This window comes from Microbacterium sp. F2, from assembly GCF_052274505.1.
Taxonomy (GTDB): domain Bacteria; phylum Actinomycetota; class Actinomycetes; order Actinomycetales; family Microbacteriaceae; genus Microbacterium.
In genome coordinates, this window is sequence record NZ_JBNVBV010000002.1 from 124,147 (window position 1) to 150,456 (window position 26,310).

25 protein-coding genes are annotated in these 26,310 nt (G+C 66.9%); 19 read left to right on the forward strand and 6 right to left on the reverse strand.

Annotated features, from left to right (window positions below):
- Nucleotides 1–424: 424 nt before the first annotated feature.
- The 3 genes from ACQVDU_RS05665 (at nucleotide 425) to ACQVDU_RS05675 (ending at nucleotide 3,744) form a co-directional block, all read left to right on the forward strand.
- Entirely contained in the window at nucleotides 425–1,987 is a 1,563-nt protein-coding gene (locus tag ACQVDU_RS05665; RefSeq protein WP_443476488.1) for a sugar transferase, read from the forward strand.
- Nucleotides 1,988–2,029: 42 nt separating this feature from the next.
- Nucleotides 2,030–3,340 carry a UDP-glucose dehydrogenase family protein gene (locus ACQVDU_RS05670; RefSeq protein WP_443476489.1) on the forward strand — a complete coding sequence of 437 codons (1,311 nt, stop codon included), beginning with the start codon at nucleotides 2,030–2,032 and terminating at the stop codon, nucleotides 3,338–3,340.
- A 122-nt stretch (nucleotides 3,341–3,462) separates the two neighbouring features.
- Nucleotides 3,463–3,744, forward strand: a complete 282-nt coding sequence (locus tag ACQVDU_RS05675; RefSeq protein ID WP_443476490.1) for a hypothetical protein — start codon at nucleotides 3,463–3,465, stop codon at nucleotides 3,742–3,744.
- 17 nt (nucleotides 3,745–3,761) lie between these two features.
- Here the strand turns inward: ACQVDU_RS05675 and ACQVDU_RS05680 are convergent, their stop codons facing one another.
- Complete coding sequence (locus tag ACQVDU_RS05680; protein ID WP_443476491.1) at nucleotides 3,762–4,190, reverse strand: nuclear transport factor 2 family protein; 429 nt, start codon at nucleotides 4,188–4,190, stop codon at nucleotides 3,762–3,764.
- Between the two features lie 207 nt (nucleotides 4,191–4,397).
- On the opposite strand from ACQVDU_RS05680, the gene ACQVDU_RS05685 reads away from it, so the two are divergent.
- The 6 genes from ACQVDU_RS05685 to ACQVDU_RS05710 all read left to right on the forward strand — a co-directional run bounded on the left by ACQVDU_RS05685 (nucleotide 4,398) and on the right by ACQVDU_RS05710 (nucleotide 9,481).
- Nucleotides 4,398–4,709, forward strand: a complete 312-nt coding sequence (locus tag ACQVDU_RS05685) for a hypothetical protein (RefSeq protein WP_443476492.1) — start codon at nucleotides 4,398–4,400, stop codon at nucleotides 4,707–4,709.
- A gap of 269 nt (nucleotides 4,710–4,978) precedes the next feature.
- The gene (locus ACQVDU_RS05690) at nucleotides 4,979–6,403 is read left to right on the forward strand and encodes a DUF222 domain-containing protein (protein WP_443476493.1); all 1,425 of its coding nucleotides are present in this window, start codon (nucleotides 4,979–4,981) and stop codon (nucleotides 6,401–6,403) included.
- Between the two features lie 205 nt (nucleotides 6,404–6,608).
- Entirely contained in the window at nucleotides 6,609–6,932 is a 324-nt protein-coding gene (locus ACQVDU_RS05695; RefSeq protein ID WP_443476494.1) for a hypothetical protein, read from the forward strand.
- A 59-nt stretch (nucleotides 6,933–6,991) separates the two neighbouring features.
- Nucleotides 6,992–8,827, forward strand: a complete 1,836-nt coding sequence (locus ACQVDU_RS05700; protein ID WP_443476495.1) for a hypothetical protein — start codon at nucleotides 6,992–6,994, stop codon at nucleotides 8,825–8,827.
- Between the two features lie 25 nt (nucleotides 8,828–8,852).
- Nucleotides 8,853–9,065 carry a ribbon-helix-helix domain-containing protein gene (locus ACQVDU_RS05705; protein ID WP_300591088.1) on the forward strand — a complete coding sequence of 71 codons (213 nt, stop codon included), beginning with the start codon at nucleotides 8,853–8,855 and terminating at the stop codon, nucleotides 9,063–9,065.
- Nucleotides 9,062–9,481, forward strand: a complete 420-nt coding sequence (locus tag ACQVDU_RS05710; protein WP_443476496.1) for a PIN domain-containing protein — start codon at nucleotides 9,062–9,064, stop codon at nucleotides 9,479–9,481. Before ACQVDU_RS05705 ends, ACQVDU_RS05710 begins: the two co-directional genes overlap by 4 nt.
- Nucleotides 9,482–9,496: 15 nt before the next feature.
- On the opposite strand, the gene coaBC is transcribed toward ACQVDU_RS05710, so the two are convergent.
- On the reverse strand, nucleotides 9,497–10,720 hold the full coding sequence (gene coaBC, locus ACQVDU_RS05715; protein ID WP_443476497.1) for a bifunctional phosphopantothenoylcysteine decarboxylase/phosphopantothenate--cysteine ligase CoaBC: 1,224 nt from the start codon (nucleotides 10,718–10,720) through the stop codon (nucleotides 9,497–9,499).
- A gap of 36 nt (nucleotides 10,721–10,756) precedes the next feature.
- Here coaBC and ACQVDU_RS05720 point away from each other — a divergent pair, with 36 nt between their 5' ends.
- The 5 genes from ACQVDU_RS05720 (at nucleotide 10,757) to ACQVDU_RS05740 (ending at nucleotide 15,906) form a co-directional block, all read left to right on the forward strand.
- Entirely contained in the window at nucleotides 10,757–11,470 is a 714-nt protein-coding gene (locus ACQVDU_RS05720; RefSeq protein WP_443476498.1) for an NRDE family protein, read from the forward strand.
- Between the two features lie 96 nt (nucleotides 11,471–11,566).
- A complete protein-coding gene (locus ACQVDU_RS05725) occupies nucleotides 11,567–12,253 on the forward strand; it encodes a DUF2510 domain-containing protein (RefSeq protein ID WP_443476499.1) in 687 nt (228 codons plus the stop codon).
- 67 nt (nucleotides 12,254–12,320) lie between these two features.
- Nucleotides 12,321–13,715, forward strand: a complete 1,395-nt coding sequence (locus tag ACQVDU_RS05730; protein WP_443476500.1) for a sugar transferase — start codon at nucleotides 12,321–12,323, stop codon at nucleotides 13,713–13,715.
- 110 nt (nucleotides 13,716–13,825) lie between these two features.
- Nucleotides 13,826–14,722, forward strand: a complete 897-nt coding sequence (locus ACQVDU_RS05735) for a lysostaphin resistance A-like protein (RefSeq protein WP_443476501.1) — start codon at nucleotides 13,826–13,828, stop codon at nucleotides 14,720–14,722.
- A gap of 194 nt (nucleotides 14,723–14,916) precedes the next feature.
- The gene (locus ACQVDU_RS05740; RefSeq protein ID WP_443476502.1) at nucleotides 14,917–15,906 is read left to right on the forward strand and encodes a hypothetical protein; all 990 of its coding nucleotides are present in this window, start codon (nucleotides 14,917–14,919) and stop codon (nucleotides 15,904–15,906) included.
- 227 nt (nucleotides 15,907–16,133) lie between these two features.
- Here ACQVDU_RS05740 and ACQVDU_RS05745 read toward each other — a convergent pair whose 3' ends face one another.
- Nucleotides 16,134–17,012, reverse strand: a complete 879-nt coding sequence (locus tag ACQVDU_RS05745) for a universal stress protein (protein WP_443476503.1) — start codon at nucleotides 17,010–17,012, stop codon at nucleotides 16,134–16,136.
- An 89-nt stretch (nucleotides 17,013–17,101) separates the two neighbouring features.
- Here ACQVDU_RS05745 and ACQVDU_RS05750 point away from each other — a divergent pair, with 89 nt between their 5' ends.
- Nucleotides 17,102–17,695, forward strand: a complete 594-nt coding sequence (locus ACQVDU_RS05750) for a hypothetical protein (RefSeq protein WP_443476504.1) — start codon at nucleotides 17,102–17,104, stop codon at nucleotides 17,693–17,695.
- Nucleotides 17,696–17,714: 19 nt separating this feature from the next.
- Here the strand turns inward: ACQVDU_RS05750 and ACQVDU_RS05755 are convergent, their stop codons facing one another.
- Nucleotides 17,715–19,019 (reverse strand): type II toxin-antitoxin system HipA family toxin, encoded by a 1,305-nt coding sequence (locus ACQVDU_RS05755; protein WP_443476505.1) that lies wholly within the window; start codon nucleotides 19,017–19,019, stop codon nucleotides 17,715–17,717.
- Between the two features lie 145 nt (nucleotides 19,020–19,164).
- On the opposite strand from ACQVDU_RS05755, the gene ACQVDU_RS05760 reads away from it, so the two are divergent.
- Both ACQVDU_RS05760 and ACQVDU_RS05765 read left to right on the forward strand, forming a co-directional pair.
- The gene (locus tag ACQVDU_RS05760; RefSeq protein ID WP_443476506.1) at nucleotides 19,165–21,111 is read left to right on the forward strand and encodes a DUF4012 domain-containing protein; all 1,947 of its coding nucleotides are present in this window, start codon (nucleotides 19,165–19,167) and stop codon (nucleotides 21,109–21,111) included.
- A gap of 58 nt (nucleotides 21,112–21,169) precedes the next feature.
- Nucleotides 21,170–21,307 (forward strand): hypothetical protein, encoded by a 138-nt coding sequence (locus ACQVDU_RS05765; RefSeq protein WP_300594715.1) that lies wholly within the window; start codon nucleotides 21,170–21,172, stop codon nucleotides 21,305–21,307.
- A 27-nt stretch (nucleotides 21,308–21,334) separates the two neighbouring features.
- Here ACQVDU_RS05765 and ACQVDU_RS05770 read toward each other — a convergent pair whose 3' ends face one another.
- Nucleotides 21,335–22,048, reverse strand: coding sequence for an endonuclease/exonuclease/phosphatase family protein (locus ACQVDU_RS05770; RefSeq protein WP_443476507.1), 714 nt, complete (start codon nucleotides 22,046–22,048; stop codon nucleotides 21,335–21,337).
- Nucleotides 22,049–22,109: 61 nt separating this feature from the next.
- Between ACQVDU_RS05770 and ACQVDU_RS05775 the strand changes: the two genes are divergently transcribed.
- Together ACQVDU_RS05775 and ACQVDU_RS05780 are read left to right on the forward strand one after the other, a co-directional pair.
- Complete coding sequence (locus ACQVDU_RS05775) at nucleotides 22,110–23,180, forward strand: glycoside hydrolase family 6 protein (RefSeq protein ID WP_443476508.1); 1,071 nt, start codon at nucleotides 22,110–22,112, stop codon at nucleotides 23,178–23,180.
- 170 nt (nucleotides 23,181–23,350) lie between these two features.
- A complete protein-coding gene (locus tag ACQVDU_RS05780) occupies nucleotides 23,351–24,517 on the forward strand; it encodes a response regulator (RefSeq protein WP_443476509.1) in 1,167 nt (388 codons plus the stop codon).
- A gap of 25 nt (nucleotides 24,518–24,542) precedes the next feature.
- On the opposite strand, the gene ACQVDU_RS05785 is transcribed toward ACQVDU_RS05780, so the two are convergent.
- Complete coding sequence (locus ACQVDU_RS05785; protein ID WP_443476510.1) at nucleotides 24,543–26,192, reverse strand: glycosyltransferase; 1,650 nt, start codon at nucleotides 26,190–26,192, stop codon at nucleotides 24,543–24,545.
- Between the last annotated feature and the right edge of the window lie 118 nt (nucleotides 26,193–26,310).

Below are 26,310 nucleotides of genomic sequence, written 5' to 3' on the forward strand. Positions count from 1 at the left end.
CATTCCCGTCGATCGCGCCGATGGCGTGGCCGCGCCGTCCGCGATGCACGAGCGCGTCCCAGGTTGAGGACTCCGGCGTGGGATGCTGCGTTCGGGTCAAGATCCAACGCGCGTGAGACCAGTCGTAGCCGAGAGCGCAGCGACGCCGATTTCGCGAATCGGGCGCACAATATTCCGCTCACAAAGCCCAAGAACCGTCTGCCGTTGGCCCACGGGGCCTCAACTGTCCCCTTCGTGCAGCGACGCGACGACGACACCACAGCTCTTTAAATCGAGTGGGTACCGCGACGATGACTTGAAACCACCGCTGACTGGCACCCCCATCCGTACTGTCGACAGCCGCAGGACCGGCGGCGACAACTGAACGAAACACAGGAGTGGTATCTTCGGCCCCGGGCGGGATCCAACGGGAGAAGGGGACCCTGTGATCTCTGACGTGCAGCAGAACACCACTGCAACGCAGCAGCGCGGGACCACTGATACAGATTCTGGAGCGAACCCGGTCGTCACTTCGACCGGGTCGGTCGTCATTCCTGCGTTGCGGTCCGACGCCCAGTGGCAGTCTCGATTCACACGACGTTTGTGGATCAGCGATGCGGTCGTGCTCGTGTGGGTTGTGTTCGGCACGCAGATCTTCTGGTTCGGCACCGGCAACGCGCAGATCTCCCTGATCGAGGACCACCGATTTAGCGCCATCTCCTACTGGGCCTTATCCGCGATCCTTATCGCCGTCTGGCTCTGGGCCCTTTCGCTTGCCGATTCGCGCAGTCATCGCGTCATCGGCGCGGGTTCGGCGGAGTACATCCGCATCGTCGACTCGAGCATTCGCCTGTTTGGTGTCATCGCGATCCTCGCGTTCTTATTCAAGGTCGACATCGCGCGCGGCTTCCTGCTGATCAGCTTGCCTCTTGGCGTCATCACGCTCATCGTCGTGCGGTGGCTCTGGCGGCAATGGCTGATCGCGAAGCGACGCAACGGTTCCTACATGCATCGAGTGCTGTTGGTGGGTTCCGAGAGCTCGGTGGCGCAAATCGCTCATGAGCTCCAGCGCAACCCTCGAGCGGGCTACCGCGTAGCTGGCGCTTGTGTCCCGAGCGGGAAGGTCGCCGATGTCATCCCCGGTACCGACATTCCCGTCATGGGCAACGTCGAGTCGATTGAGCGCGCCCTGCTCGTCACGGGCGCCGATACGGTTGCCGTGACTAGCGCCGACGAGCTTCCACCCGCGAAGGTCAAGCAGATCTCGTGGGGTCTCGAGTCCGGCAGACAGCATCTCGTGCTCGCGCCGAGCATCGCCGACATTGCCGGTCCGCGCATCCACATTCGTCCGGTTTCGGGCCTGCCCCTGATCCACGTAGAGACGCCGCGGTTCTCTATGGGCCAGCGCGTTACGAAGCGAACGTTCGATCTCGTCGCGTCGATAGCGGGCGTTATCGTGATCAGCCCGATCCTCATCATTCTGACGATTGCGATCATGCTCACCTCCACCGGGCCTGTTCTTTTCAAGCAAGAACGAGTCGGGCGCAACGGCAAGACGTTCCGCATGATCAAGTTCCGCTCGATGGTGCCGAACGCCGAGCAACTCCTCGAGAAGCTACTGCAAGAGCAGCGCGACTCGGGCAACGAGGTGCTGTTCAAGATGAAGAATGACCCGCGCGTGACCCGCGTCGGGCGCTTCATGCGCAAGTACAGCCTCGACGAACTGCCCCAGCTATTCAATGTGATTGGCGGGTCGATGTCGCTCGTTGGGCCTCGTCCGCCGCTTCCGCGCGAAGTCGAGCAGTATGCCGAGCACGTACACCGCCGCTTCCTGATGAAGCCGGGGATCACCGGCCTCTGGCAGGTCAGCGGCCGGTCATCGCTCTCGTGGGACGAGACCGTCCGCCTCGACCTCTCATACGTCGAGAACTGGACGCTCGTCGGCGACCTGACGATCCTGCTCAAGACCGCCAAGGCAGCACTCGCACCCGGCGAGACTGCTCACTAAGCCTCGATCGACCTCCTGCCCCCACCCTCTATCGGAGAACTCATGCGCCTTTCTGTCATCGGATGCGGATACCTCGGAGCCGTCCACGCGGCAGCCATGGCCTCGATCGGCCACGAGGTCGTCGGCATCGACGTCGACCAGCGCAAGATCGACGCGCTCTCGAAGGGTGAAGCGCCGTTCTTCGAGCCGGGGCTGCCCGAGATCCTCGCAGAAGGAGTCGCATCCGGTCGCCTGCGGTTCACGACCGATATGGCGGAAGCGAAGGGCGCGAAGGTGCACTTCGTGGGCGTCGGCACGCCGCAGCAGAAGGACGGATACGGCGCCGACCTCACCTACGTGAACGCCGCCGTCGATGGGCTGCTCCCCTACCTCTCTGAGGGCGACATCGTGGCGGGCAAGTCCACGGTTCCGGTCGGGACGGCGGCTGACCTTACCCCGCGCGTCGAGGCCACGGGTGCGACGCTCGTGTGGAACCCCGAGTTCCTGCGCGAGGGGTGGGCCGTCCAAGACACCATCGACCCCGACCGGTTGGTCGTCGGCGTTCCCTCGACGGATGCCGGAGCCGCCGCGGTCGACATCCTGAAAGAGGTCTACGCGCCGCCGGTGGCGAAGGGAACGCCTTTCATCGTCACCGACCTTGCCACCGCTGAGCTCGTCAAGGTGTCAGCGAACGCGTTCCTGGCGACCAAAATCTCGTTCATCAACGCTATGGCCGAGATCGCCGAGGTCGTCGGAGCCGATGTCACCCAGCTCGCCGACGCGATCGGGCACGATGCTCGCATCGGTCGCAAGTTCCTCGGCGCCGGAATCGGTTTCGGTGGCGGATGCCTCCCCAAAGACATCCGTGCGTTCTCGGCCCGCGCCGAAGAGCTCGGCCGCGGGGAATCGATCGCGTTCCTGCGTCAGATCGACGAGATCAACATGCGCCGCCGCGACCGCGCCGTGCAGCTTGTGGTCGACGGGCTCGGCGGATCGGTCTTCAAGAGAAACGTCACCGTGCTCGGCGCCGCGTTCAAGCCGCACAGTGACGACATCCGCGACTCCCCCGCCCTCGACGTCGCCGTGCGCCTGCACGGGCTTGGCGCGTGGGTCACGGTCACCGACCCTGAGGCGATCGCGAACGCTCAAGCGAAGCATCCGCAGCTCAACTACGTCGCCGATCGCGACGAGGCCCTGCGGTCGTCAGACGCGGTCGTTGTCGTGACCGAGTGGGACGAGTACCGCCGGCAGATGCCACCCGAGCACGTGTCGACCCTCACCGAGGGACGCGTGATCGTCGACGGACGCAACTGCCTGGATGCCGACGCCTGGCGCGCCGCCGGCTGGACCTACTACGGCATGGGACGCCCTTAGATCAGATTCCTCCACAGCACACCGCGGGGCCCGACTGTGCACGACTGTGACCCACGCCACCGCCTAGACGGTTCGTCCTGGCATCCTGGGCGAAAGTGCCGCACACTGAGAGGGTGACCGTCATGACCGAACCGCAGAGCTGGGCGCTCATCGGAGTGTTCACCACGATCATGCTCGGCGGCATGACAATCATGACCACACTGCTGATGCGCACCGTTACGGCATCCGTCAATGGGCTCCGCGGAGAGATGACCGGACTGCGCGGCGAGATGAACGGTCGCTTCGATGGGATTCGCGGCGAGATGAACGCCCGGTTCGACGCGATGGCCACCCGCATCGACCACCTCGACCGCGACATCTCCGCCCTCAGCCGCCGCGTCTGGGGCGAACCCTCCGGGGAGTGACTCGAAGGTGCTGGCTGTCACTCGTCGCGAGGCGAGTCGTCGTCCAGAGTCTGAGTCGTCGCTGCGGGCCAGCGCACGTGCCGAATCCCGGGCCCACTCGCCGCGGTGATCCAGTCGTGGTCGATCGTGTAGTCGATCTGCTGAAGCATCGTTACTGCGCCATACGCTGGCCGGAACACACTCACCGCCAGTTCGACGCGCACGTTGTCGTTGCTGCGCTCGGAAGCCAACGGAACAACCGTCACGCGGCCTGTCGTCATCGCCTCGGCCAACCATGCTTCGAACGCCCCGCGACCCGAGCCTTCGAAGCCGCCATAGCCGGCGTCACGGATGCTGACCGTCGCATCCGGGCTCACGAACTCGACAGCGCCAGATATGTCGCCCGCGTTGATGGCGCTGAAATAGGCCGTCAAGACAGACGGTAGTCCCCCGAGACTCTCCGACATGGGTACATGAAAGCAGAAGACGGGCCCGGGCGTAATAGGTGTGCCCGGCGGCAACACGCTGACATAGGCGTCATGCCGCTTACGTCAGCGCAGAGTCGCGCTCCTCCCCAGCTGCCCGCGCTGAGGCGATTGCCACGTGCGGTTGCCCTTCGACCGCACAAGGGCGAAACGATGGCATCCTGAATCGCGATACCGCACACTAGGAGGGTGACCATCGTGACCGAACCGCAGAGCTGGGTTCTCATCGGCATCTTCGCGACCATCATGCTCGGCGGGCTGACGCTGTCTACGAACCTCATCATGCGCACAGTGACCGCGAGCATCTCGGGGATCGAAGGCCGACTCGCGGGCCGCATCGATGGGTTGGAAGGGCGCATCGACGGGCTCGACACGAAGATCGAGAGCCTTCGCGGCGAGATGAACGCCCGATTCGACGCGATGGGAACCCGCATCGACCACCTCGACCGCGACGTTGCCGCGCTGAGCCGACGCGTGTGGGGCGAGCCCTCAGGAGAATAGGCATCCGCCACAGGGACTGCCAAGCACGGCCGCAGCACCGCCCAGCAGATCGACCACTGGGCGCGTAGCGGTCAGCAGCTTGAGCCGCGTCGGCCTGACGACCCACCGAGTCATCGAGGATGTGCTCACTAGTCGACGATATTCGTATCTATGTTCTATGGTCTTCACAGGAGGCGCCAGCGGATGCTCATAGATCCAAAGCATTGCGAGTTATCCACATTTGCTGCCGTTCCAGAGTCAATGTCGGAGGTCGGTGTCATGATTAGTACATGCATTCGAACGGAGTCATCGAGTTCAGCGAGGCGCAAGCCGCCGAGCTGACCTCGATCCTCGCTGCCGTTCAGCAGGCGGATGCCGCGCTTGCCGCCGCCGAAGCGGCCCGCGTGCGCGCTCTGGCTCGCGCGGGCGAGTTGGCTCGTGAGCTTGCCGCGGGCAAGCCGTCCCGGGTGCGCGAACACGACATGGCGCTGCGCAGCATCGCCGCCACGATCGGGGTTCCGGCGCGCGTATCAGACCGGTCGATGCAACGCCAGATCGGCGAAGCGACACGGCTCGCCGAACGCTACCCCGGCACCCTCGAAGCCCGCGGCCTGGGTGAGATAACCCGCCAGCACGTCTATGCGATTCAGGATGCCGCCGCCGACCTCCCCGACGAAGCCGTCGCCGCTTTCGAAGCCGAGGCGCTCGAGCGGTGCCGTCGCGACACCGTCGGTCGAGTGAAGGCCGAACTCGAAATCCTCGCCCAACGGATGCATCCCCGCAGCTTCGTCGAGCGCCACGCCTCCGCGCGCGAAGACCGCCGCATCACTGTCAGCCCCCTGCCCGACGGGATGTCGTCGCTGTACATGGTCGCGCCGACGCCCGTGATCGCGGGCATCGACGACCGCATGAACCAGATGACTAACGTCATCTTCGACGTACGCAACGCGGCCAAGGCTGCAGCCGGCGCTCCAGCTGGCGCTCCAGGAGAAGACGGCGCCAGAATCCCGGCCGACATCCTCGCCACCGATACTCGCACCCGCGCTCAGATCCGCGCCGATATCGCGGCCGACATCCTCCTCACCGGATCCCCCTTCGCCGACCCCACCATCACCGGCGACGGACCCGGCACGCTCGGCGCGATTCGCGCGAAGATCCAGGTCGTCGTTCCAGCCCTCAGCCTCGTCAAGCCCGAAGGCGACGAGAACCGCCACGCAGAACCATCTGACCTCGTCGGCTACTCCCCCATTGACGCCGAAACCGCCCGCGCCATCGCCGAAGCCTGCGATACCTGGTGGGAACGCCTCGTCACCCACCCCGTCACCGGCGTCGTCCTCCACACGAACGGCTACCAGCGCACCTCTGCCATCGACCGACATCTGCGAGCACGCGACCGGCACTGCCGATTCCCCGGATGCCGCCTCCCCGCCATCCGCTGCGAAGTCGACCACACCATCGACCACGCGCTCGGAGGCAAGACGGATGTCTGCAACCTCGCCCACCTCTGTCAGCGACATCATTCGATGAAGCAATTCGCCGGTTGGAAAGTCAGACAGCTCGAGGGCGGCATCCTCGAATGGACCTCACCGGTCGGGACCACCTACACCGACTACCCGCCCACACCCGGGGTTCATTTCGCACCCGATCCCTATGTTTCGGAAGATCCACTACCCCCGGATGCCGCACCCGCCGACGCCTCCGACGCACCGTTCTGACGTACCTCACGCGCCGACACTCCGCCCCGGGAACCGGGGCTGCCCAGGCGATGCGCCCCGCCCTCGCGCGCCGTGCTGGCAGTCACCCGTCGCACCGCTCCTCCCCAGCGCCTTCCTAACAGCCGAACCGCCCTAGGAGACCCCGCGAGCTCCCGTCGGCGCGGGAACCTTGGCATCCTGATGTGACCTGCCGCACACTGGAAAGGTGACCGTCGTGACCGAACCCCAGAGCTGGGTCCTCATCGGCCTCTTTGCCACGCTCATGCTCGGCGGCATGACCGTCATGACAACCCTCCTCACCCGCACCATGACCGCTTCCATCAACGGACTACGCGGCGAGATGAACGGGCTGCGCGGCGAGATGAACGGCCGCTTCGACGGACTCCGCGGCGAAATGGACGCATCGATCAGCGGACTCCGCACAGAAATGAACGCCCGGTTCGACGCGATGGGCACCCGCATCGACCACCTCGACAAAGACATCGCCGCACTCAGCCGCCGAGTCTGGGGCGAACCCTCCGGCGAATAGCACCGCAACCACCCGCAACCGCCCGCACACAGCCACACGGCCGGTAACCCTGGAGACTCATGTCCAAACGCAAGAAGGCACCATCCGGCAACCCCGCGAATCGCGGCCTGTCCTTCGTCGACCGCAGCATCGCCCGCGACTTCGAACGGTGGCTCGCAGCATCCGACGCCTCGCTCTGCGACCCACAGACCGCAGTCCGAGCACGTGGGCACCTTTTCGCACTCGTCAAAAGATCCGGACTCGACATTCTCGAGCCCAGCGACGTCGCCGACATCGCCGACATGCTCCTCGACCTCGGCCCGAGCGCCACCGGCATGGTCGACCTCTTCCACGACTACGTGCACTTCCGTCTCGAGACCTCCCGCGACCCGCGCTGGGCCCAGGCCCACGACGAACTCGAAGACGTGCTCAGCGGAGACTCCGGAATCACCGCCATGCTCGAGGCCATCATCACGGATGCCGAGACTCGCGACCCCGCAACCACCACCGACGCCCTCGCCCGCACGAAGGTCATCGCCGCAGTGACGACACTCCTCGACTGGGTCGGCACGTCCCGCCCGATCACCGACACGGGCGCCCTGCGCCTGTCCGACATCGAACCCGCCGCAGCCGCCCTCGGAATCCGTGCCGCAGGAGTCCGCACCCTCCCAACAAGCGGCGACCTACGCGGCCAAACCGTCATCGCCGACGGCGTCACGTACGTCCAATCAATGTGGCACCTCGAACCGCTCGCCGCCTGGTGGCGGGCACTCCTCGACACTGACGTGCTCGAACTCACGGCATCCCGAGTCCGGCCCGGTCGCGCATCGCAGGAATGGCGGACCGAACCGACGCCACCGCTGGATGTCGCATCCGAGCTGGCCGCCCTCGTCGTCGCCGACACCGTGCTCGGCGACCTCCCTCCGAATCCCTCAGCCTGGGACGCATCACTCTTCCGCGTTCGCGTCACACACGCGCTCGCGGCTCTCATGCCCGACGCCGTCGAAGCGCCCGCACCCCGCACCGAGATCGACGAGCTGTTCGTCCCCCGCGTCGAACGCGAGTGGCAGATGCTCGCCGAACTCGGCCTCGCCGAACCGATCCGCAACCACCCCGCGACGCGCTTCATCGTCCCAGATACCCTGCGCGGAGTCTTCGCCACCGGACTGCTCACCGCCCTCGCCGAAGGCGCCGAGCTGTTCGGCGACGTCGACAACAGCACCGACCTCGACGACGTCGACACGGATGCCGAGGGCAACCCCTTCGCCGACCCCGCCCTGCGCGCCCGGATGGCAGAACTCGGCGTCATCCATAAGCCCGGAATGGCCGCTGAACTCATGGCAGAGCTCGCCCCGCTGCTCGCCGAGGACGGCATCGACCTCGAAAACGGCATCGCCCCCGATCTCGACACACTCAACGCCGCGCTCGCCCGCGCCACCGAACGCCGCAACCTCGAACGCTTCACGCCCGTCGGCGACGACCGCTCCCGCGCGATTACCGTCCTACGCCTGACCGCAGATGCACTGAACACCGACAACCTCGACCTGGCCCGAGCTCTCATCGAGTCGGTACCACCCGACCCCGAGCCCGGCAGCACCATGCCCGCCGTCTCCCACGTCATCGGCGCCGGCCTCGGCGCCCTCGACACCTGGTCGAAGCACGCCGGCAGGCACTACCTGCGCACACGGATGCCGCACCTCAGCACCCACGCCGACGCGGCAGCCGAAGACATCCTTCGCCGCGCGGCCCACGGCCGAGCCTTCGACGCACTGTCACAGCTCATCGGCCGCTACCGCGGCAAGCTCGTCCTCGAAGCCACGGCCGTCGCCGTCGCTGCCGGCGTCCATGCCCTCGCCGACGCCGACGGCACAGACACACAGTCCGCCCTCGCGCGCTATCTCACCAGCGAGCAATAGTGCCACCGGTAGTACCATATGTGGCATGGTCAAGACCACGCTGTACCTTCCGGACGACCTGAAGCGCGCCATCGAGCTCGAGGCATCACGGCAGGGCAGCTCGGAGGCCGACGTCATCCGCTCAGCCCTTCGGGACGGTCTCGCCCGAACGAGCCGCAAGCCGCGCGGCGCTCTCTTTTCGGGCAGCGAACCGATCGCCGAACGAGCCGACGAACTCCTGGCAGGGTTCGGCGAGTGATCGTCGATACCAGCGCGCTCCTGGCCTACTTCGACGCTAACGAGCCGAGGCACGCCGATGTGGCTCGCGTCATCGACAGCGCAGACGGCCCACTCATTGTCTCGCCCTACGTGATCGCCGAACTCGACTACCTGGTCCTCACTCGACACGGGACGGATGCCGAAGTCGCGGTACTCGAAGAACTCGCATCGGGCGCCTGGGAACTGGCCGAGATGACCAGTGCGCGCATCCGGGCCGCGACCGACATCGTGCACCGCTACGCCGACCAGCCGATCGGCCTCACGGATGCCTCCAACATCGTGCTCGCGAGCGCTTACCGCACCCGCCAGATCGCCACCCTGGATCGGCGACACTTCGAGGTTCTGCGCTTCGACGACCACACCGCCGTCGACATCCTCCCGAGGAAGTACACCTAGCGCCCGGAGGGTGAGCTACCGCCGAGCAGCCACCACCGCGTCCCACACGGCATCCGCAACCTCACGCTTCGACCCCGAAGCCTGCGCCGCCACATCACCCGAGCGATCGATCACGACGACCTCGTTGTCCGCGCTTTCGAATCCACGAGTCCACCCGACCTCGTTGACAACGAGCAGGTCGACATCCTTGCGTTCCCGCTTCCGCCGCGCCCGCTGCAACAACTCGTCCCCCGACGAGGTCTCCGCAGCGAACGCCACGATCGTCTGCCCCGAACGCCGCCCGGCGGCAAGGCCCGCCACGATGTCGGGATTCTCGACGAGCTCTAGCGTCAGGCGATCGCCCTGCGTCTCCTTCGTGAGCTTCGACTCCGCGACCTCGGCGGGCCGATAGTCGGCAACCGCCGCCGCCATCACGACCACATCAGCACCGGCTGCCACCTCCGTCACGGCATCCTGCATCTCCAGCGCCGTCCCCACCGACATGACCCTCACGACCCTCACGCGATCGCTCACCCCGCCGAGCACATCGCCATCGATATGCGCCGCGACGAGCGTCACCTCGGCACCGCGATCAGCGGCAGCGACCGCGAGCGCAACACCTTGCCGTCCGCTCGACCGGTTCCCCAGAAACCGCACCGGATCCAGCGGCTCGCGCGTCCCACCCGCCGACACGACAACACGCAGCCCGGCGAGATCCTGAGCACGCCCGCCCACCGCAGCGACCACGGCGAGCGCAGCATCCGCGATCTCATCCGGCTCACTCATCCGCCCCGGCCCCGAATCGCCACCGGTCAACGGACCATCGGCCGGCCCGACGACATGCACGCCGCGAGAGCGCAACACCCGCATGTTCTCTTGCGTCGCCGGATGCCGCCACATCTCCGTATGCATCGCGGGCGCCACCACCACCGGCGCAGTCGTCGCCAGCAGGGTCGTCCCGAGCAGATCATCGGCAAGGCCCGCGGCCATCTTCGCGAGCGTGTTCGCGGTGGCCGGCGCAACGATCACGAGATCCGCTCGCTGCCCGAGCGACACATGCCGCACCGTCGCGACATCCTCATGCACCGACGTCGTCACGGGATTGCGACTGATCGCCTCCCACGTCGGCTGCCCGACGAACCGCAGCGCGTCCTCGGTCGGCACGACGTGCACCTCATGGCCCTCGCCGATCAGGCGCCTGACCAGATGTACCGTCTTGTATGCGGCGATTCCGCCCGTGACACCGACGACAACGAACACGCGCCCAGTCTTCCACGACTGACGCAGGGAACCGCCATGTGCACAGTCATCATCGACGTCCCCACCGACCCGGGCACGCCCGTGCGCCTCCTCGCGATCCGCGACGAAGACCCCACCCGCCCCTGGAACCCCCTCGGACACTGGTGGCCGCAGCATCCGTCGATCCAGGGCGTGCAAGACATCCGCGCCGGCGGCGCTTGGCTTGCAGCGGATGCCGACACCCACCGCCTCGCGGTCCTGCTCAACCGTGCCGGCGGCGACGACCTCCCCGACACCGCTGTCGTCTCACGCGGCACCCTCCCCCTCGATTCGGTCGCCGGCACCTCCCCCGGCGAGCACCCCGCGATGCGCGGCTTCAACCTGCTCGAGGTCGACGCCACCTCTGCCCGCGTCATCTCGTGGGACGGCGCCCGCCGCCGCGAATCCCAGATCGAACCCGGCATCCACATGATCGCCCACGACGACGTCGACGACCCAGCCACCGCCCGCATCTCGCACTGGCTCGAGCACTTCCGCCTCGCCGAGCCCGGATCAGGCAGCGACTGGTATCGGCCGTGGCTCGAGGTCCTCGAACGCAGCACCGCCCTCGGCCCGGTCGATGAACGTGCGATCATCCGCGACAACCGCCCCCTCGGCTACCCGACGCTCTCGCTCCTGGTCTGCGCGGCATCCGCCGGAGCAGATGGCGTCGCGGTCAGCTACGCCGAACTGCCTGCCCCCGGCGAATGGGGCGATATCGATCTGCACTGAGAGCAGACCGAGGCGCGAACCCGGGGGATAGCCCCCTGACGCCGCATCCGTCACCGACCTAGAGTGGGGACGGAACTCGCGAACGGGAGCACACTCATGTCGACGCCGCAACAGCCGCAAGCCGGTTGGTACCCCGACCCCCAGACCCCCGGCATCCTCCGTTTCTGGGACGGCGCCACCTGGACAGCGCACACCTCCGCGCCAAACCCAGCGCCGTCAGCGCCGTCAGCGCCGGCCGTGGCCGCGGTCGCTGAACCACGTAAGAGTCCGGGCGTCGACACCAACACCGTCTGGATCTGGCTCATCGTGCTGCTGCCGCTGGCCTCATCCCTGCTGGCGCTCCTGGTGCCCTGGCGCTCCATGTTCGCCATGCAGGGCTGGATGATGCAGTCGTTCGCCGAGTCCGGTCCGCGCACCGACCTGTACACCTTCATGCAGCCGTTCGACATCTTCTTCTCGCCCTGGTGGTGGGCGATAACGCTCTTCGGCTGGGCAATTTACGGCTTCAGTGTCTGGTTCGCGTACCTCGACCAGCGTGAACTCCGTAACCGCGGCATCGACCGGCCCTTCCCGTGGCCGTGGATGTTCCTCTCGATCGTCTATCCGATCGGCCGCATCGTCGTCGCCATCCGCCGCACCGGCGCCGGGTGGGGGCCGCTCTGGGGCCTCATCGCAACCCAGGTGGTCGGCATCATCGTCGGTGTCGTGATCTCGACGCAGATCACCCTCGCGACCTTCCAGTTCCTCACCACGATCGCGCGCTACGGCGGCTACTCGGGCTGACTCCCGGAACCGCAGCAAACGCCCGGTGTCGCGCCAGTGAACAACCGGCGTGTGCAAGGCTGGAGGGGTGCGCTCCACGGGCGAGCCACGACCGTGGCATGAGAGTTACCGCACACGACTGTTGATCAGCGACGCCGTCGTTCTGGTGTGGGTCGTTTACGGTACCCAGATCGTGTGGTTCGGCACCGGCAACGCCCAGCTCTCCCTCCTGCGAGACCTGCGCTTCACTGCCGTGTCGTACTGGCTGGCCTCCGCGATCCTCATCGCACTGTGGCTGCTCGCGCTGAGCCTCGCCGACACCAGAACACCCGGGGTTGTCGGGGTCGGCATGACCGAATACGTCCGCGTCATCGACTCATCCCTGGTCCTGTTCGGCGTCATCGCGATTGTCGCGTTCCTCTTCCGCATCGACATCGCCCGCGGCTACCTGCTCATCAGCCTGCCCGCCGGCATCCTGCTGCTCGTACTCATGAGGTGGCTGTGGCGACAGTGGCTCCTTGCCAAACGCCGCGTCGGAAAGTGCGCATCCGGCGTCATCCTGATCGGCTCACCCGCGTCAGTCGCCCAGGTGGGTAGCGAACTGCAGCGACGCCGCGACACCGGCTACCTCGTCGTCGGAGCGTGCCTCCCACCCGACGACCCCGCAACAATCATCGCGACAACGGATGCCGACATCCCCGTTCTTGGCAGCTTTGACGACCTCACCCGGGTCCTCACCGACACCAGCGCCGACACCGTGCTCGTCACGAGCAGCGATGCCCTCCCACCCGAGAAGGTCAAGCAGATCTCCTGGAGCCTCGAGACCGGCCGCCAACACCTCCTTCTCGCGCCCGGCATCGCCGATGTCGCCGGCCCCCGCATCCACACCCGTCCGGTTTCTGGCCTGCCGCTCGTCCACGTCGAGACACCGCGGTTCTCTCCTGGCCAACGCTTCGGCAAGCGCATGGCCGACCTCATCGGGTCGCTCGTCGCCGTGATCGTGATCAGCCCCCTGCTCGGCATCCTCGCCCTCGTTCTGAAGCTCTCGTCACCCGGCACGGTGTGTGTCCGCGAAACCCGTGTCGGCTACCACGGCCGCCCGTTCCGAATGCTCGCTTTCCGAACCACCCGCGAGGGCGTCGACGGCGCCTCGACCACGACCGCGCTCGGCAGATGGATGCATCGCCATACCCTCGACGACCTGCCGCAGCTGTTCAACGTCATCGGCGGATCCATGTCGCTCGTCGGCCCCCGCCCGCCCCTGCCGAGCGAGGTCGAGACCTACACCGACGCCTCCCTGCGCCGCTTCCTCGTCAAGCCGGGCATCACCGGACTCCAGCAGATCAGCGGCCGCGACAACCTCGCGTGGGACGATGCGGTACGCCTCGACCTCTCTTACGTCGAGAACTGGAGCCTCATCGGTGACGTCGCGATCGTCATCAAGTCCGCGAAGGCGGCCCTCCTCGGCCGCGCCGCCCGATGATGTGCACCATAGCTCGCGCTAGCTCACACCGGCCCGCACCACAAGACCTGGGGGATTCGGCGCCCATTTCGCTAGGGTCGGTCGGGATCACCGACCCGGGAGGCACCTCCGTGACCGAAACACGACGTGACAGTTTCGCCGGCGCCATGCGCGAAGCACAGCGTCCCAGCGGCCCGCTCGTCGGCTCAATCGTCGCGGTCGTCCTCTTCGCCTCAGTGATGGCCACCAGCATCCTGCTCGCCTTCACGCCCGGCGTCCCTGCTCTCGGCCTCACGATCTCGAGCTCACTCGCTTTTCTCCCGGTCTGGATCCTGTTGTGGGTGTGGCTGCGATTCAAGGAACGGCGCGCATTCGCGAGTATCGGCTTCCGCTCCCCTTCCGCCGCCCCACGGCAGATCGCCCGCGGAGCCGCGATCGCGTTCGGCGCCATGTCGCTCGCCGTCGGGGTCGCGGTCCTCACCGGCAACATGGAGTTCTTCCAGACTCCCGACGGGAGCTACACCGCCTGGACGGCGCTCGGATGGGTGATCTTCGCACTCATCGCCTTCACGATCCAGGGCGGCGCCGAAGAACTCATCTCCCGCGGCTACCTCATCCAGTCCTGGATGCCGCGCTTCGGCCTCCTCGGCGCGATGATCGCCCAGACCGCCTTCTTCACGCTCGCACACTCCCTCAACACGGGGATGAACATCTTCTCGGTCCTCTCACTCGTGCTCGTTTCCCTGCTCCTCGGGTTCTGGGCGCTCAGCGAGGGCGGCCTGTGGGGCGTCATCGCTTTCCACGCCACCTGGAACTGGGCGCAGAACAGCCTCTTCGGCATCCCGGTGTCGGGTATCCCGGCAGAGAACTCGCTCCTGACGGTCGGTGAGACGACGGATGCCGATCCCCTCATCTCGGGCGGCCTGTTCGGGCTGGAGGCGAGCCTCACGACGGTGGCGATGCTCGCGATCATGACCGCGGCCACTGCCGTCTTCTGGGCCCGCGGTCGTAACAAACGCACCGCCTGACCCGGCGAAGGTACGGCGTCCGGCGTAGCTTCACGTCCGGAATCGTCCGGAAATGACGCAAAAGCCGGGGATCTGTCCTGCCCCAGATGAGAGTTCGCACAGTTTGTCTTGCCGCGCCACGCGGATCGCAGACAATAGTGGTCAACCCGAGAGCACGCAACATAGCTCACCCTGACTCAGCACCGGGTTCACACATGGACAGTAATTCACTCATCACCCTCATGATCGGCTTCGGCGTCGTCGCCGTGCTTGGACTCGTCGTGGGCTGGGCGATGTGGGAGAGCAACAAGGCCGAGGCGACCTCAGATCGCCATGAACCCGTCCAGCGCATGCCGCGCTACCCCGACATGAGCAGTCCTGCCGTCACGACAGCGACAGTCCGAACCGTAGCCGGGTCGCGACCCGTGACCGGAACGCCGATGACTCACCCGTACGCCATCTCGCAAGCGGCATACCAGCAGCAGCCCCAGGCGCCCCAGTTCGCTGAGGGAACGACCGAATACGTCTTCACACCGAACCCCGCAGCGCAACCCGTGAACGTGGCAAACGCCGCCTTCGGCCCTGCACCAGCCGCCTACGCCCCCGAGCAGCCTGCACAACCACCCGCGCCGCCACTGCCCGCGGATCACCAGGCGCCCGCCTATCCGACCGTCGATGAGCCGGTCGCGGCAACACCGGCCCCCGCGCCGGCAGCACCCGCTTACACTCCCGCCCCTCCGCCTGCTCCGGCACCCGCTGCCTCGGCACCGGTCGATGCAGCAGCACCGGGAGCGGGATACAAGCAGACCTATGCCACGCCACCCCGAACCTCGTCGACCTCGGTGTTCCGTCTGGGTCGGGTGCTGTGGGTCGACGACGACCCCGACAGCCACGTTCCCGATGTCGTGGCCCTGCATCGGATGGGTCTCACGGTCACGGTTGCTCGGCACTGCGAAGCAGCCCTGGCATACCTCGCGGCAGAGAAGTACCTCCTGGTCGTGACCGACTGCGGCCGTGAGGGTGACGCGATGACTGCCGCCGACTTCATCCGCACGGTGCGCCGCAACTATCCGGGCGTCCCGACGATCGCCTACGCCCCGGGCGCCATCGTCACCGGCCCCAGTGCGCCGGAACTGCCGCACGACCAGGTGATCACCACCCCCGGTGAGCTTCCGAGCGTGGTCGGCAGGTTGCTCGGCCGCTGAGCCTGCCCCGCCTGCCCCGCCTGCCCCGGGCGGCGGATTATGGCATCCGGCATAGGCCGTTGACAATCCCCCGGCACGAAGTCGCGAACCGTGGCATTCTCATCGTGGCAAGACCGCGCGCTGAGTGTTTCGGGTCACTCATCCGCAGCGAAGGTACGCGTCGCGCGTACAGCCCCCGGCTCGACAGCCCCCCAGATCGAGCCGGGGGCCTTGTCGTTAACGGGATGTCAGCGCACCGCTGCGGTGACAGTCGTCAGGTGGTCGAGCACCTGGGTACTCACCGACCCCAGCAGGAACCGAGCGAACCCGGTACGCCCGTGGGTTCCGACAACGGCCAGGCGAGCGGATGCCGCCACCTCAGCGATGACGGTGGCGGGATCCCCCTCGTCCACGTGCACGACGATCTCGAGGTGCGGATGGTCCTTTCGCACCTCATCGGCCATCGACTGCGCGAAAGCCTCCGTCGTACCCTGCAGGTCCGTGAGATACATGTCGGGGTAGGGCGCGATGTCGCCGGTATAGACGACCGGCATCCAGGTCGACACGACAGTGAGCGGCTCGGCGAACCGCGATGCCTCGGCGGCAGCGAAAGCGAGCGCCGCGTTCGAAACCTCCGAACCGTCCACCCCGACGACCACCCCCGTGCGCCCGGTCGTATCGATGTCGGGCACAACGACAACGGGGCAGTGAGCCCCGGCGACGATCCGTGTGCCGTGCGGCCCGCGATGCTTGTCGGCGCCCCCGGTGTGATCACTGCCGATCACCAGAAGCGCGGCATCCGTCGACGCCTCGACCAGCTCCTTCGTCGGGTTCCCGTGTGTCACCCGAACCGTGACGTCGATGCCACGAGAAGACAGTGCCGCTGCCTCGTTCCGAAGAAACGCCTCTTCGTAGTCGACGGCGCGCTGCACGACCTCCTGCTCACCGACGGCACCCACGGCGCCCCCGATCACGGAAAGCAACTCCAGGCGCGCGCCCGTACTCGCGGCACGCGCGACTGCCCACTCGATGGCGCGTCGCGAGCCGGGCTTACTTGTCGCACCCACAACGATCGTCGTGGACGTCTCGGGGGCAGATGGCTCGGCGCTGGCAGGGATGTCGGTCATGCCCTCACCCTATTCATGTGAGTTGTCCCTCGTCCATGCGAGTTGCACTTCCCCCCATCTCCGCGCCTCCGACCGGGCATACTGACCTCATGCAGATCGACACCGGCTTCGTGACGCTCGTCCTCGGCTTCGTGGGCGTGATCGTCGTCATGGCCCTCGTTGGCGTCATCCTCTGGATCCGCCGCACCTCCACCGTCCGCGTCCCCACGCAACAACTGCCGACTATCGAGATCACCCTGGCGCCCGACGACCGCGAGGCCGTCGCGACGCAGTTGCGCGAAGCACATGCTGCCCGCGGCCAAGGCGCCGGGGTCACGCCGAAACTCCCGGAGCGCGTGCACCCGGGACGCGTGCTGTGGGTCGACGACGACCCCGACACGAGCATGTCTGAGACGATCGCCCTGCAAAGACTCGGCACCGCGGTCCTCAAAACGAGACATGCGGATGCCGCCCTGGCCTATCTGTCAGCTGGCACCTACACCGCGCTGGTGTTCGGCATCGCCGCCGACAGCGACCTCGCCGCCATCGACGCGTTCGTCGCGAGCGCCCGCGCGAGCCAGCCGGGCATCATCACGCTGGGGTACGCGGCCCCGAGCGTGGTTCCGGATGCCGGGGACTTCACCCTCGTTCGCGATCCCAGCGAACTCGTCGCCGCCGTCATCGCCCCCCTCGCCGTTTCCTGATCCGGCCGGTTCCGGCAGTTCAGGTAAGCAGCGTCGCGAGCGCATCGCGGCGATGGCCGATCGCGGCATCCATCGCCGCGAATTCGTCCTCGGCAAGTCCGACCCGCGTCGCGACATCCGGCCACGACTCCACCGCGACGAGCACCTGAGCAAGCGAGCGCTTCCACGACGACGTCTTGATCCCGAGCTCCCCGGCGAGCGCGACGAGGGCTGCCGGCGCAGCATCCGGGTCGACCACCCCCACGATCGCAGTCGACCGCAGGCGCTCCTGCACTGGATCGGGCTCGACATCGAACACCGGGCACAGCCGCCACGCCGACTCCCGCCGCAGAAATCCCAGGTTGCGCAGGTGGTCGTCGGTGCAGTGCACGGCAACGGCAAAGGCCACCCGTCGCCACAGATCACGTAACTGGGCACGGATGACATCGCGCGGCGCCTCCATGCCACGGATGACTCGCGCGACATCCAGATAGTCGCGCCCATCGCCGGTCGCGGTTCGCGCCGACCAGTACGGAATCCGCAACTCCCCGGCATCCCCGGGTTTCGTCGGCACCGCGGAGTCCGCCTTCCCGACGCGATCGAATCGATCGACAAGCAACACCGCGTGCTCTCCGATCTCGATCGTGCGCACCCGTGACGTGGCAAGACCGGCAGAGTGAGCGAGGTGCAGGGAAACCGCCTCCCACCGGATCGCGTCGTGTTCGTCATCCGGTGCCGGAAACTTCGCGAGCAGCGCGCGACCCTTCCGCCGCACGAGCGCCTTGGGCCTGGCGCCCCCGAGCACCGCCGTTCCGGCATCCAGAAGCTCCGCGATGGCCTGCTCGCTCGAGGAGGCCCCCGCGCGGGTCCGATCCGCTGCTGCCCGAAGCTCGCGCAGGTCGAGCACGACGGGGACCCGCGCAGCGCGGTCGGCGACGTACGCCTCCTCCTCCTCGCCCGTACTCGGAGCCTCACGGAACCGGAGGGCGCCAGTGCGCGCCTCATCCGACACTCCGACGAGAGCATCGACCTCCGAGAGAAGGGTCACTCCTTCGGCGCGCAGCTGCCGGCGAATCAGCTTCTGCCCCCACGAATCGGCGCTGGAATCGACGAACGCCCCGGGCATCGACCCGAGAACCCGAGGTTTTGGCCGCAGCGGTAGCTCCGGAGATACCGCGTAGGCATCCGGTCGCGCAAGGTAGGTCGGGTCGTAGGAGAAGGTCACACCGACAGCCTTTTCGGCGAGCGTCACGACATCCATCCAGCCGACGGGACCGGCTGCCGCATCCGGGGTCGCCGCCGCGTCCACCCAGACACGCTGGGTCGTCGCGTTCGCCGTCACCATGGGGCCCGATCCCTCCGTCCCTCAGCTCGTCAGCCAGCACCCCACCCTAGAGGGCGCGTGTTACGGCTGGTCATGCGGTTGTCTCTCATCGTGTACTCGGGTGCGGGCGAATAGGCTTCCCTGAGGACAGGAGGGCATCCGACCCATGACTGACGACGCGGCGACACCCGAGGGCGCGGGCCCCGACCCGACCCTCGGCGATGACGAGATCGCTGCCACGCACGCCGCGGTGGATGCCGAGAAGTCCCAGCGTGCGCGGTCGCGCAAGCGTCACCGCCGCGAACGCACAGCCGGCGTCGTGTTCGCGTCGGTCCTCGGCGCCATCCTGATCTTCGGCGTGGCGGGGGCCGCGTGGATCGGCATCCGCGGTGCGCTCGCCTACGGTCACGTCGCCGACGCCCAGCGGGCAGCGACGAGCCTCGCTGACTCCCTCACCGACCCCGCCGCGGCAGCCGAGGTCGTGCCAGCCCTCACCGCCGACACCTCGGCAGCCCGATCGCTCACCTCCGACCCGGTGTGGGGCGCCGCCGAACACCTCCCGTGGATCGGCCCACAGCTCGCGGCAACAGCGACAGTCATCGCCGCCGTCGATGACGTCGCCACCACCGCACTCGAACCCCTCGCGCAAGCAGCGTCGAGCTTCTCGCTCGACACGCTGCGCCCCGCGGGAGGAGCGTTCGACGTCGCAGCCATTGCAAGCCTCACCGACGTCGCGACCACGGCGACCGACAGCCTGCGGCAGGCTTCGGCATCCGTGAACGCGATCGACACGACCGAACTGTTGGCTCCCCTCGCCGCCCCTGTCACCGAGGTGCGTGACCTCTTGACGAGCGGCCTAACTGCCGCTGACGCACTGCGCCGCACCTCGCAGCTCCTCCCCCTCGCCCTCGGCGCAGATGGCCCCCGCAACTACCTCGTCATGTTCCAGAACAATGCGGAGTGGCGCTCGCTCGGCGGCATCGTCGGAGCAATGGCGATGATCCACACGGACGGCGGCCGCATGGACCTCACCGGGCAGGGGTCCTCGTCGGACTTCACTCGGTACGCCGAGCCCGTTCTGCCGCTCTCGGATGAGATTCTCGGCGTCTTTGTCGACAAGCCCGGCGTCTACATCCAGAACGTCACCCAGATCCCCGACTACACGATCGATGGCCCCCTGGCCCGCGAGATGTGGTTCCGAGAGACGGGTGTGAATGTCGACGGCGTCTTCGCCCTCGATCCCGTCACCCTGTCGTACCTGCTCGAGGCCACCGGTCCCATCACACTCCCGACGGGCGAACAGCTCACGAGCGAGAATGCTGTGCCGCTGCTGCTCAACGAGGTGTACGAACGGTACCCGAACCCCCGCGACCAGGACGCGTTCTTCGCCGCGACCGCCGCGGTCGTCTTCCAGACGATCGCCGACGGCGCGGCCGACCCGGCAACCCTGATCCAAGCTCTCGCCCGCGCCGGGAGCGAACGCCGACTGTTCATGTGGAGCGCCGATCCCGCCGAACAGGCGATCCTCGACGGCGCGACCATCCAGGGCGAGCTTCCCGTCACCGACAACACCCGCACACAGTTCGGGGTGTACCTCAACGACGGCACGGGCTCCAAGATGGACTACTACACCGAAGCATCCACGTCAGTCGGCTGGTGCGCGGCGAGCACCGCCTTCACGCAGAACCTCCGACCGGGCGAGTACCTTCGCGAGGACCCCCTTGCGACGGTCTCTGTCACCCTGCGAAGCACGGCCCCGGCGGATGCCGCGACCAGCCTCCCCGAGTACATCACCGGCGGCGGCAACTTCGGCGTTCCAGCCGGAGTCACAAGGACCATCGCCTACCTCTACCTGCCGACAGGGTCAGACGTGGTCTCGAGCGTCGCCGGTGACGACCAAGCCGCGACAGTGTTCGGCACCGGAACCCACGACGGGCGCGACGTGCTGATCTGGGAGACCAACCTCAACCCCGGCGAGACGGCTACCGCGACGATCCAGGTCCGCACCCCGCCGACCCCGACGCTCGAAGCGCTCATGACGCCGACAATCGGGGGCAGCGGCGTCGTCGCGGGCGGCGCGTGCCCGCTCACAACACCCGCAGACGAGGGATAACCCTCCTGTAACACGCACGTCACTCGCGCTCGGCTCGATCTGGCTAGGATCGGGCATCATGAGCAGCCCCTACGAACCGCGAGACCCCCGCAAGTCCCGCAACTGGCTGCTCTATTTCGGTGTTGCGCTCCTGGCATCCGGGGTCGGCGTGCTCGTCTACGCCGCCTTCATGCACTACGCAGCAGCGATCCGCTGACCAGCGCCTTCGCGTCAGGCACGCGGCTCAGGCCACGCCGCTCGCGGCATCCGTTGACGCCGCGCCGGCAGCCGGCGTCGGTTCAGCCGTCACGAGGATCGGCAAGTGGTCGCTGAGACCCTGCGGCAGTGTCCGCACGGTATCGATCGTGAAGCCGACGGATGTCGCGAAGTCGTAGTGCCCGCGAAAGAACCGATACCGCGTATAGGTCCGGGAGTCGCTGAGGTTCAGTTCGTACCCCTGATCGCGCACGTGCTGGCCCAGGCGCTCTTTGAACACGGGGTAGTTGTAGTCGCCGACCATGAGCTTCGGAAGCCCCTCGCCCAACAGATCGAGTTCGGCCAGCGCCGTGCGGATCTGGTGGCGACGCAGCGAGTTCAGCGCCGTCAGCGGCGCCGCGTGGAACGAAGCGATGACGATGTCGCTGCCGGCGTCGATGTCGCGCAGGCGCACGCCCAGCATCCGCTCCTCCGCGGGCTTGAGCACCCGATCGTGCAGCGACTTCTTCAGCGCGATGGCTCGCACGTCAACGGCGCGATACGTGTTCTCGCGGTAGTAGACGGCCAGCCCCAGGCGGTTGCGCTGCGTCGAGTCGGCGAGCACGAGGCCACCGATCGCGTCAGGGATGTCGGTGGTGTCGGCTTCCTGCAGACAGAGCAGATCAGCGCCGTGACGCTCGACGAGCTCTCGCAGCTCGGTTGCTGCACGGTGCTTGCGCAGGTTGTACGAGATGACCTTCATGCCACTCCCCACGATAGAGGCGCACGGATGCTGACCGCGCGCGCTGCGCTAGAGTTTGGTCGTGCCTTCCCGACGCACCTCCGCGGTGCACGAACAGCCCCAGACTGCTGCGGTGCGCCCGGAATCACAGCCGAAGATCCTGCCCGGCTGGGCGATCGCGACGATCGTCGGCGTCGGCGTGCTTCTTGTGGCATCCATCGCGGCCACGGTCTGGATGTTCCTGAGCCATTGGGTCCGTGACCTGACCGCGACGGCACCGGCCGTCGGAACGACGATCATCGCGCCCGAGGAGTCGAAGGCTGCCCTCGCGCTGCCTGACCTCCCCGCGGGCACCGACGAGTTCGCGGCAACCGCGTATTTGGCCGCGCAGCCCACCGCCTACTGGTTGACCCCCGAGATCGATCCCGTGAGTGAGATCGGCGCACGGATGACGAATCTTCTGACCGAGGCGCGCACACAGGGCCGGGCACTAGCAATCGTGGTCTACGGGCTTCCCGAGCGCGACTGCAGCGCTGGCCTCTCAGCGGGCGGACTCGACGATGCCGCCTACGCGGAGTGGACACAGATCATCGGCGATGCCCTGCACTCCGCGCCCGACATCCAGAAAACCGTCATCCTCGAACCCGACAGCCTTGCCCTCGCACCGGAGTGCGGCAACCTCGCCGACCGCACGACACAGCTGCGGGATGCCATCGCCCGTCTTGCCTCGACGAACACCTGGATCTACGTGGACGGTGGCCACTCGACCTGGCTGCCCGCGTCGCAGATGGCAGAGCTCATCAATGGCATCGGCATGAACGATGTCATCCGCGGCTTCGCGACGAACGTCTCGAACTACAACGACACAACTCTCGAGTTCGACTACGCCCACCAGCTCTCCGGTCTCACGGGCGGCCTCCACGCGATCGTAGACACCTCACGCAACGGCGCCGGGTCGAACGGCGAGTGGTGCAACCCGCCGGGCCGACTCATCGGCGCCCCTGGCGGCACCTACGGCGATGACGTCGTCGACACGAACCTCTGGATCAAGCCGCCCGGCGAGAGCGACGGCACCTGCAACGGGGGACCTGTCGCCGGCGCCTGGTGGCCGCAGTCCGCAGTCGAACTCACCCGCAACGTCACTCTTCCCTGAACACCGGGCCCTGAGGACGCGGGCACACGCCGACGGATGACCGCCCCTCGTCCCGGCGCGGCTGTGTACGATCGGGGGAGACGGCCGCGAACACCTGGGATTGCGCGGGCCGTGCCCCGTCACCCAGACCGACGCGACCACCCAGCCCGACGCGAAAGAGACCACCGAGCATGAGCACTGACGCGGGGGTGAGCAAGACCGCCGTCATCGTCGAGGATGATCCGCAGATTCGGCATATCCTCGCCGAGACACTCGAGGCAGCCGGATTCTCCACGGTCTCGGTCGGCAACGGCATCGACGGCGTGCGCGCTGTGCTGTCCTACCAGCCGCTGATCACGACACTCGACGTGAACATGCCCGGCATCGACGGGTTCGAAGCGGCTCGCCGCATCCGTGCCCAGAGCGATACCTACATCATCATGCTCACGGGCCTCGAAGACGAGGCCGACGTCGTGCTGGGTCTCGGCGCCGGCGCCGATGAATATATCGTCAAGCCGTTCCGTCCACGGGAGCTGCGGGCACGGATCGAAGCGCTCCTGCGCCGCCCCCGCCAGACACCGACTGCCGCTCAGCCGCCCGTGCAGGCACCCTCGGGCCCCTCATTCCCGGGCGCACGACCCGCCATCGTCACCCAGCCTGCGGCGCCCAGCGCCGTTCCGCCGGCAGCGCAGCAACCGTTCGCCACCATCGATGCGAGCGGAGCCGTTACCCCCGGTGACCCCGCACAGGCCCCGGCTCAGCATCCGGCGCAGGCTCCGTATCCGGCCGGCCAACAGCCGACCCAGGCGCCACCCCAGCCCGGGTACCCGGGTCAGCATCCGGGTTACCCGCAGCCCGGGGGTGCACAACCGTACTATCCCCCGACGCCGCAGGCGCCTGTCGACCCGCCGGGCGCCGGCGGGAGCCAGCAACCTCCCGGATCGCAGCTGGTAGCACGCACACCCCCGAGCGCCCCGGTCCCCGGCCCCGGAGGTCAGCACCTCGGCCCGCACACCATAGTCCACCGTGACCTCATCCTCGACCCGGACTCGCGGATCGTACTGGTCGGCAACCGTGAGGTGGAACTCACCCGCACAGAGTTCGAGCTGCTGGCGACCCTGATGGAGTCCAAGCGCCGTGTTCGCAGCAAGGCCGATCTGACGCTTGTGCTGCGTGGTGAGTCCTACGTCACGTCGTATTTCGTCGGGGATGCCGACAAGCGTGCGATCGAAGCACACATGACGAACCTGCGCCGCAAGCTCGGCGACGACCCGAACAACCCGCGCTACGTCGAGACCGTCCGCGGCGTCGGCTACCGGATGACCGCCGAGAACGTCGCTCCACCGCCGGGCCAGTAGGCCTCCCAGGTCTGGCGCGAGTGCGTCAGACCTTGTAGCCGTATTGCCTGCGGAACAGCTTGAACGCCATGAGCAGGGTCTGAATGACGGTGACGACACCGACGATCGGCCAGCCGATCCACAGAATGGACGACTGCACCACTGGGTCCAGCAGGTTCCAGATGAAGGCGATGGCGAGCGCGGTGAGCACCAGCAGGATCATGGGAACCCAGTGTCCGAGGGAGAAACCGCCACCCTTTTCCGCCTTGGCCTGCGCCGCCCAGTTGTCGACCTTCTTGCGCGAGAGGAACGACGACCACGACCGCAGGAAGTGGCCGATGCGGATCCACATGAAGATCTCCGCGGGAAACACCAGTGCCGAGAACAGGATGTCTCGCTGGTTCACGTACTTCATCGTCAGGGCGACACGCAGGTTCAGCAGCGTCGCAACCAGCGGCGGAATGAGCCACCAGGGCGAGAAGACGAAGGCGTTGATCGACAGCGATGCGGCAAGCAGCGTCAGGAACGCGACACGCACGAACAGGTTCGTGAGCATGCCGAAGTTCTCGAACCAGCGCAGCCGGAGGTTCGGGTGGAAGGGCTGCCCCTTCGTGTCACCGCGCTGACCGGGCCACATGAGCTCGATGGCGCCGTAGGTCCACTTGACCTGCTGCGCGTCGTACCCCTTGAGGGTCGTCATTCCACCCACGCTGGCTCGCGCGTACGGGCTGATCTTGGTGAGGTAGCCCGCGCTCTTGATCTGCAGTGAGAGGAGCGAGTCCTCCACCTCGCTGTCTTTCACCCACGGCGTGCTCTGGTGGTTGGCGCGCATGACGTCGCGCAGCGCCGCCGTGGAGAAGATCGAGAACTGGCCGCCGAGAACCGCCATGTTGCGTCCGCGCAGGAGGTTCTGCAGATTGAATGCCGCGAACTGCGTGCGCTGACCGGCGATGAGGAACTTGCCGATCAGACCCTTGATGGGCCGGTCATCGATCGTGTAGATCGCCGAGATCCCACCGATCCGAGAGTCGCCGACAGCCTCGGTCTCGAGGTACTCGACCGCGCGCTCATCAGCGATGGTGTCACCGTCGACCCCAAGCAGGTAGTCGTAGCCCTCGACCAGGGCATAGCCGTAGTTCAGCGCACCGACCTTCTTGTCGGGGTTCTTGCCGATGTCGTGGATAAAGACTTCGGTGAACTGCTCCCCGAGATCGGTGACGACCTGGTGGGGACCGGCATACTGCGAAGCGATAGCGACTGTCGCGTCAGTCGTGTTGTTGACCACGACATGAATGACGTCGGGCACCCGCGTCTGGTGCAGCAGGCCCTCGAGGACGCCGGCGATCGACTCTTCCTCGTTGTAGCACGGGATGACGCATCCGATCGTCGAGCGGTGCACGGAGATGCGCTCGAGCACCGACTCGAACTCGTCAGTGAACTCGGCGTGAGAGGTCTCGACCTGCGCGTTCGGGAACCGGGGGTCGTACTGCGGCTGTGCATACTGCGGCCGCTCGAAGTGCTGGCCAAACGTCGGATCGGCGTACTGCTGGCCGTACTCCGGCTCGGCGTACTGCGGCTGCACGTACGTCGACTCTGCATACGTCGCGTTCGTGACTGCCGGGCTGGGGTATTGCCCGATCGCAGGTTGAGCTTGCTGCGGGTATGGCGGAACGTACGGGGCTTCCCAGTGGGACATCAGCACGCTCCTTCCATCAATCCGCGTGCCATCCGAAGTGCTGTAACCACACTGCTACACTCGGCTCAAGCATCCGGTCTGTTGTCGAAGAGCATCACCTCAGGTTTTCCTCAAGAAA

Bases quoted from the DNA above. Each gene is read 5' to 3' on its own strand.
- ACQVDU_RS05670 (WP_443476489.1), top strand. From the start codon at position 2,030: ATGCGCCTTTCTGTCATCGGATGCGGATACCTCGGAGCCGTCCACGCG.
- ACQVDU_RS05675 (WP_443476490.1), top strand. From the start codon at position 3,463: ATGACCGAACCGCAGAGCTGGGCGCTCATCGGAGTGTTCACCACGATC.
- ACQVDU_RS05680 (WP_443476491.1), bottom strand. From the start codon at position 4,190: ATGTCGGAGAGTCTCGGGGGACTACCGTCTGTCTTGACGGCCTATTTC.
- ACQVDU_RS05690 (WP_443476493.1), top strand. From the start codon at position 4,979: ATGCATTCGAACGGAGTCATCGAGTTCAGCGAGGCGCAAGCCGCCGAG.
- ACQVDU_RS05700 (WP_443476495.1), top strand. From the start codon at position 6,992: ATGTCCAAACGCAAGAAGGCACCATCCGGCAACCCCGCGAATCGCGGC.
- ACQVDU_RS05705 (WP_300591088.1), top strand. From the start codon at position 8,853: ATGGTCAAGACCACGCTGTACCTTCCGGACGACCTGAAGCGCGCCATC.
- ACQVDU_RS05720 (WP_443476498.1), top strand. From the start codon at position 10,757: ATGTGCACAGTCATCATCGACGTCCCCACCGACCCGGGCACGCCCGTG.
- ACQVDU_RS05725 (WP_443476499.1), top strand. From the start codon at position 11,567: ATGTCGACGCCGCAACAGCCGCAAGCCGGTTGGTACCCCGACCCCCAG.
- ACQVDU_RS05740 (WP_443476502.1), top strand. From the start codon at position 14,917: ATGGACAGTAATTCACTCATCACCCTCATGATCGGCTTCGGCGTCGTC.
- ACQVDU_RS05745 (WP_443476503.1), bottom strand. From the start codon at position 17,012: ATGACCGACATCCCTGCCAGCGCCGAGCCATCTGCCCCCGAGACGTCC.
- ACQVDU_RS05750 (WP_443476504.1), top strand. From the start codon at position 17,102: ATGCAGATCGACACCGGCTTCGTGACGCTCGTCCTCGGCTTCGTGGGC.
- ACQVDU_RS05755 (WP_443476505.1), bottom strand. From the start codon at position 19,019: ATGGTGACGGCGAACGCGACGACCCAGCGTGTCTGGGTGGACGCGGCG.
- ACQVDU_RS05760 (WP_443476506.1), top strand. From the start codon at position 19,165: ATGACTGACGACGCGGCGACACCCGAGGGCGCGGGCCCCGACCCGACC.
- ACQVDU_RS05765 (WP_300594715.1), top strand. From the start codon at position 21,170: ATGAGCAGCCCCTACGAACCGCGAGACCCCCGCAAGTCCCGCAACTGG.
- ACQVDU_RS05770 (WP_443476507.1), bottom strand. From the start codon at position 22,048: ATGAAGGTCATCTCGTACAACCTGCGCAAGCACCGTGCAGCAACCGAG.
- ACQVDU_RS05780 (WP_443476509.1), top strand. From the start codon at position 23,351: ATGAGCACTGACGCGGGGGTGAGCAAGACCGCCGTCATCGTCGAGGAT.
- ACQVDU_RS05785 (WP_443476510.1), bottom strand. From the start codon at position 26,192: ATGTCCCACTGGGAAGCCCCGTACGTTCCGCCATACCCGCAGCAAGCT.